Below are 15,740 nucleotides of genomic sequence, written 5' to 3'. Positions count from 1 at the left end.
CAGGCAGCAGCGTGCCGGGGGCCGTCTCTCAACACATCAAGAACTCTGTACGTTCATCCGTACGCGGCTATGCGCGTTCACGTGTACGCCGACAGGTGGTGGCGATCGCGCTCATCAATGCTGTGGCAATCACGGGCAACGGCGCAGCCGACAACCTCACCTCGCGCGGTGTCGCCGAGAACGCCCCCGACTATTTCGCCGTCGGCAGCGGGTTGATGCTCGCGATGATCACGGGCCTCGCCACACTCGTCGGCTTCGACTCCGCGGCGAAACTGGCGAGCCAAGGATCCTTATCGCACCGTCCCACGCGCGATCGTGGGATCTGTGGTGGCGGCCGGGCTCCTGGGAATGCTGTTTCTGATCACGCTCACCGTCGCGATCGACGACATCCCCCGGATCAGCGCCGACGGCTCGCCGGTCGCGGCGATCATGCGCGATCACCTCGGTTCGGTGATGGAGAGGACGCTGCTGGTCGCGATCACGTTCGCGTTCTTCGGCGCCGGGATCGTGGTGATGGTCGCGTGCTCGCGGCTTGTTTTCGCGATGTCGCGCGACTCACGCTTCCCTGCCCACCGGCTGATGCGGCGGGTCAACCCGCGCACGCATACGCCGATCCCGGCGACGATCTTGATCTTCGTCCTGGGAGTCATCCTGATGGTCGCGTTGCCGGGTGCCGCACTGCTGGAGCTGATCACGGCATCGACGATTCTGCCGGCGGTCATCTACGGCTCGACGATCGTCCTCTACCTGGCGGTTCGCGGACGACTGGATCGCAGGAAGGGCGCGTTCGACCTCGGGCGCTTCGAGCTGCCGGTCGCGATCTGCGCGCTGGTATGGACACTCGTCGCGCTGTTTGTGCTGGTGGCACCCCGGGAGGCGCTCGTCTCCGTCGTGATCGTGGTCGGTCTGCTCCTCGTGGGCGGGCTGTTCTTCCTCGTCATGCTGAAATTCGACCGCCAAGCGCTGGAGACCGAGCCCGAGGACGTGAGCGCCTTGGAGGAGAGCTGACCGTGTCACTGCTGCCACCGGGCTGACACTTCACCGATGACTTCTCCGAGGATCGCTGCCCGCACTGCGCTTCGAGGGTCACCGTGGCCGTCGGGGACTACAGTCACCCCTCCTCGATCCGTGACTGAGGCAGAGGGCGTGTGACCGTCTGCCGCTCCGGCCGTCGCGCACGCGCGCTGCCAGGGCCCGGACCGGTCACGGTCCGGGGCTTAGTGGTGTCGGAAGGGCTCAGGACTTCTTGGTGAGCAGGCAGGAGTTGATCTCCACTTCAGCGTCGGTGCCCAAGTTGTGGACGGTGGTGGTCCACAGATGCAGGACGCCGTCGATCTGGCGCACGTCGAATTCGGCGGTCGCCCGGAAAGCGCCTGTGTAGCTGAGGTGCACCTGGGTTTCGGGGGCGTTGGAAGAGTGCAGGCTCCAGGTTCCGGAACCCGATCTGCGTGGGACCGCGGAGGTGAAGAGGAGCCCGTTGTCGTGGTGCTCGATGAACCTGCCGCAGACGCCGGTGGACGCGAAGGAACCGTCCCCGTTCAGGACGAGCGTGCCGCCCGTCTCGTCCCGCCAGGTGGTGTCCGCGGGCGCATCCGGCCCCAGGAGCGTGACGGCCTCGCCGGGAGCCTCGGGCATCGCGATGTCGTCGCCGAAGGCTGCTGGTGTGAACGCGGCGAAGGTCAGGAGGCCTGCCACGACGGCGCCCACCGTGATGTTGACCGAATTCGACGCCAGCTTCGACGTCAGCTGGTTTCCCGACTGCTGCATGTGTGCCCCTCCCAGAAGATCGCCCTCATGGGAACACGCTGCGAACAGTCAGGGAAGGGGCGTCAGAGCTCGCGGTGGACCTTGGTGTTGGAGGCCTGGGCGCGGGGGCGGACCACCAGGAGGTCGATGTTGACGTGGGAGGGGCGGGTGACGGCCCAGGTGATGGTGTCGGCGACGTCGTCGGCGGTGAGGGGTTCCGCCACGCCCTCGTAGACCTTGGCGGCCTTCTCGGTGTCGCCGCGGAAGCGGGTCGTGGCGAACTCCTCGGTCTTGACCATGCCAGGGGCGATCTCGATCACGCGGACCGGGGTGCCGACGATTTCGAGACGGAGGGTCTCGGCGAGGACGCGGGCGCCGTTCTTGGCGGCGACGTAGCCCGCGCCGCCTTCGTAGGTGGCGTGGCCCGCGGTGGAGGTGAGGACCACGACCGTGCCGTCGCCGCCGGCGGTGAGGGCGGGGAGCAGGGCCTGGGTGATGTGGAGGGTGCCGAGGACGTTGACCTCGTACATCTGGCGCCAGTCGGCAGGGTCTCCGGTAGCGACCGGGTCGGCGCCGAGTGCCCCGCCCGCGTTGTTGACCAGCACCTTGACCGGGGCGGGGCCGTCCAGGGAGGCGGCGAAGGCGTCGACAGCGGTGCGGTCGGTGACGTCGAGGGTGTGGGCCGTGGCCTGGTGGCCGGCGTCGGTGAGCTCGGCGGCGATGGCCTCGATACGGTCCTTGCGGCGGGCGGTCAGGATGACGTGATAGCCCTCGGCGGCGAGCCCGCGTGCGGTGGCGGCGCCGATGCCGCTGCTCGCTCCGGTGACGACGGCGATGGGGGCGGCGGTCATGGAGGCTCCTTGGGCAATTGATCGATACCGGTGGCCAATGGCCAGGATAGGCGCCCTCAGCGGCCGCGCGGGGCGTACATGATCACCGCCATGCCGGCCAGGCAGACCAGCGCGCCGACGATGTCCCACCGGTCGGGGCGATAGCCGTAGGCGACCATGCCCCCGGCGAGCGAGCCGGCGACGAACACTCCGCCGTACGCGGCGAGGATGCGGCCGAAGTGGGCGTCCGGCTGGAGGGTGGCGACGAAGCCGTACACGCCGAGGGCGAGGACGCCGGCGCCGATCCAGATCCAGCCCCGGTGCTCGCGCACGCCCTGCCAGACGAGCCAGGCTCCGCCGATCTCGAAGACCGCGGCGACGGCGAACAGAGACGCGGATCGGGCGATGAGCATGGAGTCGGCGTGGCATGTGGGGCGGGGTGTCCGGTGGCGGCCCGCTCTCTGGGCGGAGCGGGAGGAGTCCGGGCCGCGCGGGACGCGCCGGGCTGACGTGGAGTCAGCTCCATGAGCGGATAATAGGTATCTTTCGGGCATGCAGGTGATGCGTAGGACTCTGCTCATGGCGTCGGCCGCGGCGGCGATGGTCGTGGTGGCCGCGGGCGTAAGTGCGGGTGCGGACATCGGTGACCCCGTGCCGGAAGCGGCAGGTGCGGCAGGTGCGGCAGTTGGGGCAGGGGTTCGGGTGCCGGCAGCCGAGGCCGATGTGGCCCACCATGGTCATGCCTCTCTGTGGGCCGGGCGGATCGGTGTCTGGCTGGAGAGCGACAACCACGGTCCGGCCCAGGTGGCCGACGCGACCGTACGGCTGAGCTTCTCGGTCCCGGTCTCAGTGACGGGCGGTGGGCCGCTGCCGCCCGTCTGTCTGTGGGGCGGGGACCGAGTGATCCTGTGCCGGACCGGCGCGCTGAGGGCGGGCGGCGCGGGGAACGGGATCGCTCTTGATCTGCTGGCCGCGGGCAGCCCGACCGAGGTGGTCGTGAGCGTCGCCACGGCGTGGAGCGATGGTGCGATCGACCAGAACCACGCGAACGACGAGCACACCGTCCTGGTGCCGGCGACGGGCGACGGATACGTGTTCTGACGTGGCAGCCGGGGGGCCGGGGTTCGGGGCCCCGGCCCCCCGGCGGGGTCAGTGCTGGGCCCATGCGATGTATCCGTCCGGGCGGACCAGCAGCGATGTGTTGCGTGGGGTCTGCCAGTGGGCACGGCTGACGGGGCCGGGGGCGTCGGGCGCGGCCGACGCCCTGGTGGGTGCGTCGCTGGACGTGATCAGGACGAACTCGCCCTTGCGGAGCAGTTCGTAGAGCCGGCCCTCCGTGAGTGCCAGGTCCGGGGCGCGCCTTCCAGCGAGCCGGTGGGCGCCGCGCTCCGCGCCGTACGCGATGCCGATGCCCGAGATCATGCCCATCGCCTTTTCCGATGCGGGCCGTATCGCGGAGAGGAGCCGGGCCGCGAGGGAGCGCACAAGGCGCTGGGGCGTCGTGCGCGCCATGGCGAGGCGGACGATCGCACCGCTGCTGCGCAGCACCTGTTTGCCGACCGGATGCCGCTCCGACTGGTACGTGTCGAGGAGGGCGTCGGCGTCCCGCGTGTGGCCGCCCAGGACCGCGGCGAGCTTCCATGACAGGTTGGCCGCGTCCTGCATCCCGGTGTTCATCCCCTGGCCGCCGGCCGGGGAGTGGACGTGCGCCGCGTCTCCGGCGAGGAACACCCGGCCCTTCCGGTACTCGGGGACCTGGCGCTCGGCGCTGTGGAATCGGGACACCCAGCGGGCGTCCCCCATGCCGAAGTCGGTGCCGAATGCCTGGCGGGCGATGGTGCGCACCTCCTCCAGCTCGACCGGTGCACTGTCCGGGACCTGGTGGCTGCGCCTCCAGGCCATCACCCGGTACCAGCCGTCGCCGAAGGAGGCGATGACGGCGAACGCGTCCCCGGTGCCGTCGGCGAGGAGGGGGCTCTCGGGCTCTGCCGCGAGGCGGACGTCCGCCATGGCCATGGAGCGGATGACGGAGGCGCCGGGGAAGGGCAGGCCGAGGGTCTGCCGCACGGAGCTGCGCACTCCGTCGGTGCCGACGAGATAGTGGGAGCGCAGCGTCTCGCCCCGCCCTTCCCTGTCGTGGAGCTCGGCGGTCACCGATTCGGCTTCCTGGCGCAGTCCGCTCAGCTCCGTGTCGTACCGGAGGTCGGCGCCGGCGGAGAGTGCCCGGTGCAGGAGCACGCGCTCCACCTCGTACTGCGGAGTGACGAGCAGGTACGGGAAGCGGGTCCGCAGCCGGGACAGGTCGAAGGTGAGCCGGCCGAAGAAGCGCAGGCGGGTCATCCGGGCACCCGTCTTCACCAGCTCGTCCGCGAGGCCGCGGGCGTCGAGCAGCTCCAGCGTGCGGGCATGGACTGCGAAGGCCCGGGTCAGATTGCCGGCCCCGGCCGGGCGGCGCTCGACGACGGTGACCCGGAGGCCCGCGGCCGCGAGGTCGCCGGCGAGCAGCAGGCCGGTCGGGCCTGCGCCCACGACCGTGACATCCGTGTCGTAGCCGGTGGAGTCGGTGGTGCGGTCGGTGGTGTCCGTGCTGTTGGTGCTGGGCTTGCCGGGCATGGCGGGCCTCCTGCCAACGCTTGTAGGTCAACGCTTGTTGGCAAATGTAGGCCGGGGGGTCTGGCATGTCAACACATGTTGGCCTACAGTCGTTGGCATGAATTCGGAAGCAGCCACCACGCCGCGCCGCTCGGACGCCACACGCGCCGCGATCCTCGCTGCCGCCCGCGAGCGCTTCGCGTCGGACGGGTACGAGCGGGCCACGATCCGTGCCATCGCCCGGGATGCCCGCATCGACCCGTCGATGGTGATGCGGTACTACGGAAACAAGGAGGGGCTGTTCGCCGCCGCTTCCGAAATCGACCTGCGGCTGCCGGAGTTGGGCGCGATGCCCGGCAAGCACGTCGGTGCGGTCCTCGTCTCCCACTTCCTCGACCGCTGGGAGGACGACGACGTGCTGACGGCCCTGCTTCGCGTCGGTGTCACCAATGCCGCGGGCGCCGAGCGCATGCAGCAGATCTTCACGTCGCAGCTGCTGCCGATAGCGGCCGGCGTCTGTCCCGTTCCGGCCGAGGTTCCGCGCCGGGCCGCGCTCGTCGGATCGCAGATTCTGGGGATGGCGCTCGCTCGCTATGTGTTGCGCGTCCCGCCTGCGGTCGAGATGACCAAGGAGGAGGTGATCGCCTGGCTGGCCCCCACGATCCAGCGGTATCTGACCGCGGAAGGCCCGTCGGCGGGGACCGCGTAGGCGGGCAGTTCGTGGCCCGGGAGCCGATGGGTACGGCTCGGACGGCCGCTGCCTCAGACGGCCGCGTTGCCGAACTCGCGCAGGGCGCCCTCGACGATCGCCTCCAGCCGGGCGTGGTGGGCGCCGCGCCAGTAGACGCGTTCGCACGCCGTGCACTGGGCGAACACGTCGTAAGAGCGCTGCGTGCCCTGCTCCAGGTGCTGCTCGACCGCTTGCTTGTCCGTGTCCGTGAGCGGGCCGTTGCAGGCCGTGCAGCGGGTCCATGGGGCAAGGGTGGGAACGAACCGCTGCAGGACGTCCCGGAGCTGGTCGTCGGGGCGGTCGCTGTAGACGTACGCACCGGCCCACAGCTCCCGGCGGCGCAGGAGGCCGCGGTCGCGGGACAGCATGACGCGCTGTTCGCGCGCCGAGAGTGCGGCCAGCGCAGGGTCGCCGATGTCCTCGCTCTCGTACGCCGTGTCGACGCCGAGCAGCCGGAGCCGACGGGCCAGCGTGCCGAGGTGGACGTCGAGGAGGAAGCGGAGGGGCGCGCCCGGCACGTGCTGCGGGCGCTCGACGCCGAGCACCTCGATGTGTTCGCCGGCGGCGGGGATGTGGGAGACCTGGACCTGGCTTCCGTTCGCGAGGAGCCGCCCGGCCTCGGTGAGCGGGACGCCGAGCGACTCGACGACATGCCCGAGCGTCGAGGAGCCGTCCGTGACGAACGGTGTCCGCCCGTTGCGGCGTTCCGCGGCGACGAAGAGCCGCAGTTCCGGGGCGAAACTGATGTGGATCTCGGGTCCGTTCACGCCGCCAGGATGCCATTGCGTGGACACGGCAGGCCACGGCTTTCCTCGGCGCCGGCACCTCCGGGGCCGGCGCCGCGCCCGCCGTACGGCCCGTGTCCCGCCCGGCCCGCCGTCACGGGCCGCGCCCGAGGCCCGCGATGCGGTCGCCGTTCCGCCCGGCCCGTCGCGGCAGCAGCCGTCCGTCCGGCTAGGTGACGACCCTGAAATGGGTCGTCACGCGACGGCCGCCCTCGTCCAGGACGTGGAAGGCGACTCCGGGCGGGGCCGTGCGGTCGGTCACGCCCTCGCCCGGCTCCCAGGGCAGCCGGAGCCTCGAGACGACGCCGGGCGCGACGAGCAGGGGCCGGCCGGCCCAGGTGGTCGCCGCCGGGGTGTGCGCGTGTCCGGTGAGCACGGCCGGGACGTTGCGGCGCCCGTGCAGCACCTCGGCCAGACGGTCCGCGTTGGTGAGCCCCATCGGGTCGACGTAGCCGTGGTGGAGGGTGGCAGGCGGGTGGTGGAAGGCGGGGAACGCCGGGGTGTCGCCGAGCTCGTCGAGCGTGCGGGCGAGCCACTCCAGGGTCTCGTCGTCGAGCAGGCCCTCGTCCTCGCCGGGGATCGTGGAGTCCAAGAGCAGCAGAGCGTAACCGCCCATGCGGTGGAGGCGGTTGATCGCTGCGTACGCCCCGTCTCGGCCCGCCGCATCCGGGGTGCCGGGAGTGGGGCTCTCGCCCTGCAGCACCTTGCGGTAAGCGGCGCGGTCGTCGTGGTTGCCCGGGCAGGTGAGCACGGGGAGGTCGAGCGTGGCGAAGAGCTCGGCCGCCTCCGCGTACTCGGAGGGCGCGCCGTGATCCGCGATGTCGCCTGTGACCAGCACCGCGTCGGGCCGCCGTGTCAGGGACCGGAGGTAGGCCACGGTGCGAGCGGCCCGGTCGGTCGCCCGCTCCGTCCCGTCGAGATGCAGATCGCTGATGTGCGCGAGCAGCACGGTGTCCAGCGCAGTGTCCGTCATGGCGGTCCCCCTCTGTTCTGTCGGCGGCCGTGGTGTCGGCCGGCGGCCAGGCTAAGGGATCGCCTAATGGATGCACCACGTCATACCGTTAACTACTGTCGGCTCCCGGACCAGCGGCCCGCCTCCGAGGGACTCGCCTCCGAGGGACTCGCTTCCGAGGGACTTGCTTTCAAGGGACTTGCTTTCAAAGGACCTGCCCCGAGGAGTTGACGGACTCCGCTCACGGGGCCGTCTCCTGGGGCTTGAGGTCGAGGCGCCAGTGGTTGCTGCGCATCGGCCGACCCGGTGGGTACTCCACCTCGCACTCGCCCAGCAGCGAGAAGCCCGCTTTGCGGCAGACACCGTTCGACGGAGCGTTGTCGACGGACGGGAACGCGAGCAGATACCGGTGCTTGCCCGCCGCCCGTGCCTCGGCCACGACCGCGAGTGTCGCCGCCGTGGCGATCCCGCGCCCCTGGAAGCCGGGCAGGACGCTCCAGCCCGTCTCGTACGCAGGCTCTCCCTGCCACGCGGTCTCCCAGAACCCGATCGTGCCGACGGCCTCGCCACCGTCCGTCAGCACCACGCGGTACATCCGCCCCGCCCCGGTGCGGTCCGCGCTCGAGGCCACGTACCGCCTGTGCCGTTCGGCCAGCTTCTCGTCCGTCTCCGGTCCGCCGAGGTGCCCCATCAACTCCGGTGCGTTCGCCGCCCGGAGCAGGTCGAAGTCGTCCTCCGACCAGGGTTCGATCCGCACCACTGCTGTTGCGTCCACCGCTGTCGTGCTCGCCCGTTTCCTGCTCGCCGGTTTCCTGCTCGTCCGTGTCCTGTCCGCCCGGTTCTTGTCCGTCATGAACCGCACCGTACGCCCGGGGTCCGACACCGGCCCGGGAACCGCCCCGCCGGCGATCCTCGGAAACCCGTCCTCACCTGGTCCGATGCGCCGTGTATGCCGTCGGTGGCAGACCCACCGTCGCCGTGAAGTCCCGTACGAGATGGGCCTGGTCGCTGTAGCCCAGCTCGCCGGCGAGGGCCGCCCAGTCCGGCTCTCTTCCGGCGCCGTCGGGGCTCTCCGCCTCGGCCCGCTCCAGGGCTTCGTGGATGCGGTAGCGCAGGATGACCCACTTGGGTCCGACGCCGACGTACGCCGCGAAGAGCCGCTGCAGCGTGCGCGCCGACACCCCTTCCACCTTCGCGAGTTGGGCCACGCGCCGGATCGTACGGTCGGCACGGACCTGCTCGACCAGCGCCATCGCGCGCTCGGCCCCGGGATCACCTTCCGGACCCAGCCCCAGCAGGAAGGCGTCGAGCGCCGCGACCCGCGCGTCCTCCTCCTCCGGCCCGACGACGGCAGAGGCGACCTGCGCCCCCGAAGCGCCCGCGAGCACCTCGCCCGCCGGCACCCGGCGACCCGTCCAGTCCGACACCGGCCGCCCCGGCGCGAAGGGCCGGAACCCGCCCGGCCGGAACTGCACCCCGCAGACCCGCCCCCGCCCCGCCAGCTTCTTCGTGAAGAGCTCGAGGCCGATGCCCGCGACCTCGCCCCAGGGCTCCTCGTCGCCGTACCGCTGGAAGACGAGGTTCACGCACGGATGCGGCAGCACATGGGACGCGTACGGCTCGGTCAGGTCCCAGTCGATGAGCCAGTAGTGCTCCAGATACGGCCGCAGCGGCGGGGCCGGGGCGCGGCGCCGGAAGCGTACGCGGGCGAAGAGTTCCGGGGCGTCGACGATGCCCCGGGTGTCGCGCCGCGGGCCGGTCGCCTCGCGCGGCTCGCTCCTGCTCGCCATGCCCGGATCCTAATCGCCGACTTCCATGGCCCGCCCCTGATTGGCAGGTCCGCATCCGCCCTGTCGCGTCTGTCGCGTTTGTTCAAGACGTGGCGTCCCGCGGCTGCCAGTGTCGAGGTCATGAAGGCCATCAGTGAACTTCTCGAAGCCACGGCCGCACGCGCGATTCCCGTCGTACGCGGAGTGACCCCGGAGCGCCTCGCCGCGCCGACGCCGTGCACGGACTACGACGTACGTGCCCTGATCAACCACCTCCTCCAGGTGGTCGTCAACTTCCAGGCGCTCGCCGCCAAGAAGGACACCGACTTCTCCACGACACCCGACCGGACCGGCGGCGACTGGCAGGGCCTCTTCGAGGAGGAGACGGGGCGACTCGTGAAGGCATGGGCCGAACCGGGCGCCGAGGAGGGCACCACGGGTTCGCTGGGCCTGCCGGCCAGGACCGTCGGCCACATGGTGCTGGGCGACCTCACCCTGCACGTCTGGGACCTGGCACGGGCGACCGGGCAGGGCTACGAACCGGATCCCGATGTCGTCGCCGAACTCGGCCCGGCGGTCGAACAGATGGCGCCGATGGCCCGGAAGTACGGCGCCTTCGGCGAGCCGTTCGCCGTGCCGGAGGACGCGGCACCGTTCGAGCGGGTGCTGGCTACGACGGGCCGCGATCCCCGCTGGAGCCCGCGCTGACACCGTCGTACGTGCTGACGCCGTCGTCCGCACCGAGGTCGGCCTCCGCGTCGCCGTCGGAGCCGTACGTGCCGACGCACTCGTCCTCGTACAGCCCGGCGAGCCGGGCGTACGCCTCCTCCACGATCTCCTCCGCCGCCATGAGCATCTCCCGCTCGGCCAGGCGGGCAGCGGCGTGGGCGTACGGCGACGGCGGCGCGGGATGTCTGCGCCGCCACCAGCTCTCGCACACCGCGTAGATGCCGCTCGCGCAGACCATCAGCGGGATGCACAGGGCCAGCAGGACATCGCCCACGCCGGGCCTCCTCGGTCGATCGATGGGTTGGTCGGCCGGTCGGATGCCGGGGCGGTATGTGACCTGGCAATGACATGGCGACATACGGCACGCGACACGCGACGCGGCTGGTGCACGCGCGACGCGTGCACTGTGGACATCGGCCGGCGTGGGGCTCGGCTGGAGATAGTTCACCGTTCAAAAGGGTGTCCGGATAACGGGAACGCAAGATCACCGCAGGACCCTCACGTAACACCGGCGGGGTGTCCAACCACCTGCACGACGACGTCCGGCCCGGCGACGTCCTGCGGATCAGCAATCCGGCGGGTGACGTCTTCCTCGACGAGCGCTCCGACCGCCCGCTGCTGCTCGCCTCGGCCGGTATCGGCTGCACCCCCATGACCGGGATGCTCGCGCACCTGGCCGCCACCGGGGCGCGGCGTCCCGTCCTCTCCGTCCACGCGGACCGCGACGAGTACACCCACGCCTTCCGCGCGACCTGAGGATGCTCACCCAGCGGCCCCCGAACGCCTCGGCCGAGGTCTGGTACGAGCAGCCCGAGGGCTGGTGGCCCGAGGAGCGCACCGGGCGGGTCGACCTGACCGTCGTGGACGTTCCGGAGGATGCGGTGGCGTATCTGTGCGGGCTGCTGCCGTTTCTCAAGGCCGTGCGTGGACAGTTGCCGGCACGAGGCATTCCGGCCGCGGACATCCACTACGAGGTCTTCGGCCCCGGCCCCTGGCTCGGCGACGACACGGCAGCCTGACCAGGCGCACGACGTGGGGGCCCGCCGGCCGGGCTGCCCGCCGCGGCGACGCCGCACGGAGCTGCCGCACGGTGTCGGCGTACGGAGCTGCCGCACGGTGCAGGCGGACGGTGCCGCAGGCCGGGCCAGGGACCGCCGTGGACAAGCGACTTGCCGTCCGGGAGGGTGGGTAGGAGAGCCGGCACAGCCCGATCGGGAGCCCACGTTGTCCGTGATCCGGAACCTCCGCCGCGCGGTGCGCCGCGCGTACCGCCGCACCGTCGACCTGAGCCACCCGGCCCGGTCGCCGCTGGGCAGCGCCGTCGTCAACTGCGTGGGGTACGCGGCCGGAGCGCGGCAATCCGGCCACTGTCCGGCCGAGGAGGCGCTGCGCCGCGTACGCAAGGAGAACGGCGACAGCCCCGGCAGCAACAGCTTCGTCTGGATCGGGCTGCACGAGCCGACGCGCGAGGAATTCGCCTCGCTCGCGGAGCTGTTCGGCCTGCATCCGCTCGCCGTCGAGGAGGCCGTCGACGCGCATCGCCGACCCAAGGTCGTGCCCTACGACGACACGCTCCTCGCCGTCTTCAAGACTGTTGGCTACGCGGAGCACGACCAGCTGACCGCCACCAGCCAGGTCGTGGAGACCGGCGAGATCACGGTCATCACCGGCAAGGACTTCGTGATCACCATCCGCTACGGGCGGCACGGCTCGCTCGGCCCGCTGCGCGAGGCGCTGGAGACCACGCCCGAGCACCTCGCGAAGGGCCCGTCGTCGGTGCTGCACGCCGTGGCCGACTTCGTCGTGGACGAGTACGTCGCGGTGGCCGTCGCCGTCCAGGACGACATAGACGCGGTCGAGACCAGTGTCTTCTCCGAGCATGCGGGGCGCGGCACGGCGGGCCATGGCGAAGCGGGGCGGATCTACCAGCTGAAGCGGGAACTCCTGGAGTTCAAGCGGGCGATGTCCCCGCTGAGCCGCCCGCTCGAGGCCCTCGCCACCCAGCCGGACTCGCTCATCGCCCCGGACATACGGCCGTACTTCCGGGACGTGTCGGACCATCTCGCCCGCGCGGGCGAGATGGTCAACGGCTTCGGCTCACTCCTGGACTCGATCCTCCAGGCCCATCTGGCGCAGATGACGGTCGCCCAGAACGAGGACATGCGCAAGATCACGGCGTGGGCGGCGATCGTGGCCGTGCCGACGATGGTCTGCGGGGTCTACGGCATGAACTTCGAGCACATGCCGGGGTTGCGGTGGACCTACGGTTACCCGGTCGTCCTCGGGGTCATCGCGATCGGCTGCTTCCTGCTTCACCGGGGCTTCAGGCGCAACGGCTGGCTCTGACGCGAGGCAGGCTCGGGTCGGCATCCGGCGGGTCTCGGGCGACTCCGGCCGCTCCGGTTCAGCGGCTGCCGGGACGCGCAACGGTGGCCGTACGCACCGCGGGCGGCGAGGCCGGGGCCTCGGCCGACAGCTCCGCGAGACGGGCCCGTACGGCAGCCCCGGCCCAGCAGGGCCGCGGCACGTCGCTCAGGGCCACACCAGGCAGTACGGCTGGTGTCCTGCCTCGTGCAGGCGGTGGCTGAAGTCCTGCCATTCGTGGAGCAGCTGGTACACGTTGAACGCGTCCCGCGGACCCCCGCGATCCGGGACCGTCGACCAGATGAACGCCGCTGCGCCCACCGACTCCTCGCCGACGCCGCGCAGGGGGTCGACGACGGTCATGGGGAGCTTCACCACCGCGTAGTCCGGGTGGAGGACCACCAGTTCGAGGGGCGGCACCTTGTGCAGGGGCATGCCCTGGATGCCGGTGAGGACCATCGCGGCTATCGTCTCGGGCTTGATCTTGGAAAACATTCCGCCCATGCCGAGTTCATCGCCGCCGAGCTCCTCGGGACGCATCGAAATGGGCACACGGGCAGCCGTGGCGCCGTCGGGTGCGCCGAAGTATTTGTAGGTCACTCCCATGCGGCCGCCACCCCTGCTACCCACGGGGTCGTCCGCCTCGTGCCGCCGGTGCCTCCCCCGCCGGGCAGGCTCGGGACCCAGGTCGTCGGTCCCCTCGCCCAGTCCGCCACCGCGATGCATATCTCCACCCGACTGCTTTTAGGACGCACAGCCCCAGCCGCGCAACCCGATCATCGTGACAGTGACCTCCCCCGCGAACGTGCGGTGAAACACCTGTCCGCAGATACGTCCAAGCCTCTGACACCATGGATTCCGTGAGCTTTCCCTATGACGCCCCAGTTTCGCAGACGCTTTTCGACCGCGCGTCCCTCGTGACGCCCGGCGGCGTGAACTCTCCTGTCCGTGCCTTCCGTGCCGTGGGCGGTACGCCCCGCTTCATGGTGTCCGGCAGCGGTCCGTACCTGACCGACGCGGACGGCCGCGAGTACGTCGACCTCGTGTGCTCCTGGGGTCCGATGATCCTCGGCCACGCCCACCCCGAGGTCATCGCCGCAGTTCAGGAGGCCGTGGCCCGCGGCACCTCGTTCGGCACGCCGGGCGAGGGCGAGGTCGCCCTCGCCGAGGAGATCGTGGCACGGGTCGCCCCGGTCGAACAGGTGAGACTTGTCTCGTCCGGTACGGAGGCGACGATGTCGGCGATCCGGCTCGCCCGCGGATTCACCGGGCGCGCCAAGGTGATCAAGTTCGCCGGGTGCTACCACGGGCACGTGGACGCGCTGCTGGCCGCGGCCGGCTCCGGCGTCGCGACCTTCGGGCTGCCCGACACGCCGGGTGTCACCGGCGCCCAGGCGGGCGACACTATCGTGCTGCCGTACAACGATCTGGAATCGGTTCACGCCGCCTTCCACGCGCACCCCGGCGAGATCGCCTGTGTGATCACCGAGGCATCCCCGGGGAACATGGGCGTGGTCCCGCCGCGCCCCGGCTTCAACCAGGGGCTGAAGGACGCCTGCGCCAAGAACGGTGCGCTGTACATCTCCGACGAGGTCATGACGGGCTTCCGTACGTCCAGGGCCGGCTGGTTCGGCATCGACGGCGTGACCCCGGACCTGATGACCTTCGGCAAGGTCATGGGCGGAGGCTTCCCGGCCGCGGCATTCGGCGGCCGCGCCGATGTGATGGGCCACCTCGCCCCGGCCGGGCCGGTCTACCAGGCGGGCACCCTCTCCGGGAACCCGGTCGCCACGGCCGCCGGCCTCGCCCAACTGCGGCTCCTCGACGACGCGGCGTACGAAAAGGTCGACGGGGTCTCCGAGCGGATCCAGGCCCTCGTGGCGGAGGCGCTGTCCAAGGAGGGCGTCGCCCACCGGCTGCAGACCGCGAGCAACATGTTCTCGGTCTTCTTCACCGACCGTGAGGTGCGCGACTACGACGACGCCAGGAAGCAGGAGGCGTTCCGCTTCAACGCGTTCTTCCACTCGATGCTCTCTCAGGGCGTCTACCTCCCTCCGTCCGCGTTCGAGTCCTGGTTCGTGTCGACCGCCCACGACGACGCCGCGATCGAGCGGATCGCCGCCGCACTGCCCGCGGCCGCCCGCGCCGCCGCGGAGGCCACCGCATGAACGGCACGGACATCAATACGGAAACGACGGTCGTTCATCTCATCCGCCACGGCGAGGTGCTCAACCCGGACGGCGTCCTCTACGGGCGCCGGCCCGGCTACCACCTGTCCGACCTCGGCCGGCAGATGGCCGACCGGGTCGCCGAGCACCTCGCGGAGCGGGACATCACCCATGTCGTGGCGTCCCCGCTGGAGCGCGCGCAGGAGACCGCCGCACCGATCGCCAAGTCGCACGGCCTGACCCTGGACACCGACGAGCGGCTGATCGAGGCGGCGAACGTCTTCGAGGGGAAGGCCTTCGGCGTCGGCGACGGGGCCCTGCGCAAACCGGGCAACTGGAAGCACCTCACCAATCCGTTCCGGCCGTCCTGGGGTGAGCCGTACGTCGACCAGGTGGTGCGGATGATGGGGGCGCTGGGCTCCGCGCGGGACGCGGCGCGCGGCCACGAGGCCGTCCTCGTCAGTCATCAGCTGCCGATCTGGATCGTGCGCAGCTATGTGGAGCAGCGCCGGCTCTGGCACGACCCGCGCCGCCGCCAGTGCACGCTGGCGTCGCTGACGAGTTTCACCTATCACGGCGACAGGATCGTCTCGGTGGGATACTCGGAGCCCGCCCGTGATCTTGTGCCCGTGCATCTTCTCGCCGGCGCAAAGCCGGTGAAGGGGAAATCAAAAGCCTTCGGCGCATAGTCACCCTGCCGCCCGGGCATTTCTTCCCCCATCCCTGGAACCTTCGGCTCCGGCTCGCCATCTCACCCATTGGTAGTACGTGGCAGCTGGACGCGAACGGCTCGGGGACAGGGACGGGGACGGGGACATGCGCGAGATCAGCCGAAGGGGACTGCTCGGAGCGGGCCTTGGGGCCGCAGCGGCGCTGGGCATGGCCGGCTGCGGCACGGGCACGGGCACGGGCTCCGGCTCTGGCTCTGGCAGGGACGGTGCGGGACGGCCCGGCGGCAGCGGGGGGAAGGGCGGGGGCGATGGTGCGTCGCCCGGTCCCAGCACCGCGCCCGTTCGGCTGATAGGTGACGGGTCGACCGCCGACACGGGCAAGCAGCCGCACCAGCCCGGCCGGC

19 protein-coding genes and 2 pseudogenes are annotated in these 15,740 nt (G+C 71.0%); 11 read left to right on the top strand and 10 right to left on the bottom strand.

The window, feature by feature from the left end:
• Positions 1-315: 315 nt before the first annotated feature.
• On the top strand, positions 316-1,008 hold the full coding sequence (locus tag ACWCP0_RS41035; protein ID WP_451083817.1) for an amino acid permease: 693 nt from the start codon (positions 316-318) through the stop codon (positions 1,006-1,008).
• A gap of 228 nt (positions 1,009-1,236) precedes the next feature.
• Here ACWCP0_RS41035 and ACWCP0_RS41030 read toward each other — a convergent pair whose 3' ends face one another.
• From ACWCP0_RS41030 to ACWCP0_RS41020, 3 genes are all read right to left on the bottom strand, one after another.
• Entirely contained in the window at positions 1,237-1,767 is a 531-nt protein-coding gene (locus ACWCP0_RS41030) for a hypothetical protein (RefSeq protein ID WP_451083816.1), read from the bottom strand.
• Positions 1,768-1,829: 62 nt separating this feature from the next.
• Positions 1,830-2,597, bottom strand: a complete 768-nt coding sequence (locus ACWCP0_RS41025; protein ID WP_451083815.1) for an SDR family NAD(P)-dependent oxidoreductase — start codon at positions 2,595-2,597, stop codon at positions 1,830-1,832.
• Between the two features lie 56 nt (positions 2,598-2,653).
• Positions 2,654-2,989, bottom strand: coding sequence for a YnfA family protein (locus ACWCP0_RS41020; protein WP_451083814.1), 336 nt, complete (start codon positions 2,987-2,989; stop codon positions 2,654-2,656).
• A 139-nt stretch (positions 2,990-3,128) separates the two neighbouring features.
• On the opposite strand from ACWCP0_RS41020, the gene ACWCP0_RS41015 reads away from it, so the two are divergent.
• On the top strand, positions 3,129-3,677 hold the full coding sequence (locus tag ACWCP0_RS41015) for a hypothetical protein (protein ID WP_451083813.1): 549 nt from the start codon (positions 3,129-3,131) through the stop codon (positions 3,675-3,677).
• Between the two features lie 48 nt (positions 3,678-3,725).
• On the opposite strand, the gene ACWCP0_RS41010 is transcribed toward ACWCP0_RS41015, so the two are convergent.
• The gene (locus tag ACWCP0_RS41010) at positions 3,726-5,189 is read right to left on the bottom strand and encodes an FAD-dependent oxidoreductase (RefSeq protein WP_451083812.1); all 1,464 of its coding nucleotides are present in this window, start codon (positions 5,187-5,189) and stop codon (positions 3,726-3,728) included.
• A 97-nt stretch (positions 5,190-5,286) separates the two neighbouring features.
• Between ACWCP0_RS41010 and ACWCP0_RS41005 the strand changes: the two genes are divergently transcribed.
• Positions 5,287-5,877, top strand: coding sequence for a TetR/AcrR family transcriptional regulator (locus ACWCP0_RS41005; protein ID WP_451083811.1), 591 nt, complete (start codon positions 5,287-5,289; stop codon positions 5,875-5,877).
• A 53-nt stretch (positions 5,878-5,930) separates the two neighbouring features.
• On the opposite strand, the gene ACWCP0_RS41000 is transcribed toward ACWCP0_RS41005, so the two are convergent.
• Together ACWCP0_RS41000 and ACWCP0_RS40995 are read right to left on the bottom strand one after the other, a co-directional pair.
• A complete protein-coding gene (locus tag ACWCP0_RS41000) occupies positions 5,931-6,665 on the bottom strand; it encodes a Mut7-C RNAse domain-containing protein (protein WP_451083810.1) in 735 nt (244 codons plus the stop codon).
• 187 nt (positions 6,666-6,852) lie between these two features.
• Complete coding sequence (locus tag ACWCP0_RS40995; RefSeq protein ID WP_451083809.1) at positions 6,853-7,656, bottom strand: phosphodiesterase; 804 nt, start codon at positions 7,654-7,656, stop codon at positions 6,853-6,855.
• 95 nt (positions 7,657-7,751) lie between these two features.
• Between ACWCP0_RS40995 and ACWCP0_RS40990 the strand changes: the two are divergent.
• Positions 7,752-7,838 (top strand): annotated as a pseudogene (locus tag ACWCP0_RS40990) (pentapeptide repeat-containing protein); the annotation flags it as partial.
• 38 nt (positions 7,839-7,876) lie between these two features.
• Here ACWCP0_RS40990 and ACWCP0_RS40985 read toward each other — a convergent pair.
• Both ACWCP0_RS40985 and ACWCP0_RS40980 read right to left on the bottom strand, forming a co-directional pair.
• Positions 7,877-8,488: a GNAT family N-acetyltransferase gene (locus ACWCP0_RS40985; RefSeq protein ID WP_451083808.1), complete on the bottom strand. Its 612-nt coding sequence runs from the start codon at positions 8,486-8,488 to the stop codon at positions 7,877-7,879.
• A 73-nt stretch (positions 8,489-8,561) separates the two neighbouring features.
• On the bottom strand, positions 8,562-9,425 hold the full coding sequence (locus ACWCP0_RS40980; RefSeq protein ID WP_451083807.1) for an AraC family transcriptional regulator: 864 nt from the start codon (positions 9,423-9,425) through the stop codon (positions 8,562-8,564).
• Between the two features lie 120 nt (positions 9,426-9,545).
• Between ACWCP0_RS40980 and ACWCP0_RS40975 the strand changes: the two genes are divergently transcribed.
• A complete protein-coding gene (locus tag ACWCP0_RS40975; protein WP_451083806.1) occupies positions 9,546-10,112 on the top strand; it encodes a TIGR03086 family metal-binding protein in 567 nt (188 codons plus the stop codon).
• Here the strand turns inward: ACWCP0_RS40975 and ACWCP0_RS40970 are convergent.
• Positions 10,075-10,407 (bottom strand): hypothetical protein, encoded by a 333-nt coding sequence (locus ACWCP0_RS40970; RefSeq protein ID WP_451083805.1) that lies wholly within the window; start codon positions 10,405-10,407, stop codon positions 10,075-10,077. The two genes, ACWCP0_RS40975 and ACWCP0_RS40970, sit on opposite strands and share 38 nt — an antisense overlap.
• Positions 10,408-10,649: 242 nt before the next feature.
• On the opposite strand from ACWCP0_RS40970, the gene ACWCP0_RS40965 reads away from it, so the two are divergent.
• The 3 genes from ACWCP0_RS40965 to ACWCP0_RS40955 all read left to right on the top strand — a co-directional run bounded on the left by ACWCP0_RS40965 (position 10,650) and on the right by ACWCP0_RS40955 (position 12,479).
• Positions 10,650-10,889 (top strand): hypothetical protein, encoded by a 240-nt coding sequence (locus ACWCP0_RS40965; RefSeq protein WP_451083804.1) that lies wholly within the window; start codon positions 10,650-10,652, stop codon positions 10,887-10,889.
• A 2-nt stretch (positions 10,890-10,891) separates the two neighbouring features.
• Positions 10,892-11,152 (top strand): hypothetical protein, encoded by a 261-nt coding sequence (locus ACWCP0_RS40960; protein ID WP_451083803.1) that lies wholly within the window; start codon positions 10,892-10,894, stop codon positions 11,150-11,152.
• 205 nt (positions 11,153-11,357) lie between these two features.
• The gene (locus tag ACWCP0_RS40955) at positions 11,358-12,479 is read left to right on the top strand and encodes a magnesium and cobalt transport protein CorA (protein WP_451083802.1); all 1,122 of its coding nucleotides are present in this window, start codon (positions 11,358-11,360) and stop codon (positions 12,477-12,479) included.
• Between the two features lie 186 nt (positions 12,480-12,665).
• Here the strand turns inward: ACWCP0_RS40955 and ACWCP0_RS40950 are convergent, their stop codons facing one another.
• On the bottom strand, positions 12,666-13,223 hold the full coding sequence (locus ACWCP0_RS40950) for a hypothetical protein (RefSeq protein WP_451083801.1): 558 nt from the start codon (positions 13,221-13,223) through the stop codon (positions 12,666-12,668).
• 125 nt (positions 13,224-13,348) lie between these two features.
• Between ACWCP0_RS40950 and hemL the strand changes: the two genes are divergently transcribed.
• The 3 genes and pseudogenes from hemL to ACWCP0_RS40935 all read left to right on the top strand — a co-directional run.
• Entirely contained in the window at positions 13,349-14,665 is a 1,317-nt protein-coding gene (gene hemL / locus ACWCP0_RS40945) for a glutamate-1-semialdehyde 2,1-aminomutase (RefSeq protein WP_451083800.1), read from the top strand.
• Positions 14,662-15,354, top strand: a complete 693-nt coding sequence (locus ACWCP0_RS40940; RefSeq protein ID WP_451083799.1) for a histidine phosphatase family protein — start codon at positions 14,662-14,664, stop codon at positions 15,352-15,354. The genes hemL and ACWCP0_RS40940 overlap by 4 nt, the downstream gene beginning before the upstream one ends.
• Before the next feature lie 127 nt (positions 15,355-15,481).
• Positions 15,482-15,740, top strand: a pseudogene (locus ACWCP0_RS40935) (hypothetical protein); the annotation flags it as partial.

The organism is Streptomyces sp. NPDC001970 (genome assembly GCF_053594115.1).
This window is presented reverse-complemented; position numbering and strand designations above follow the sequence as displayed.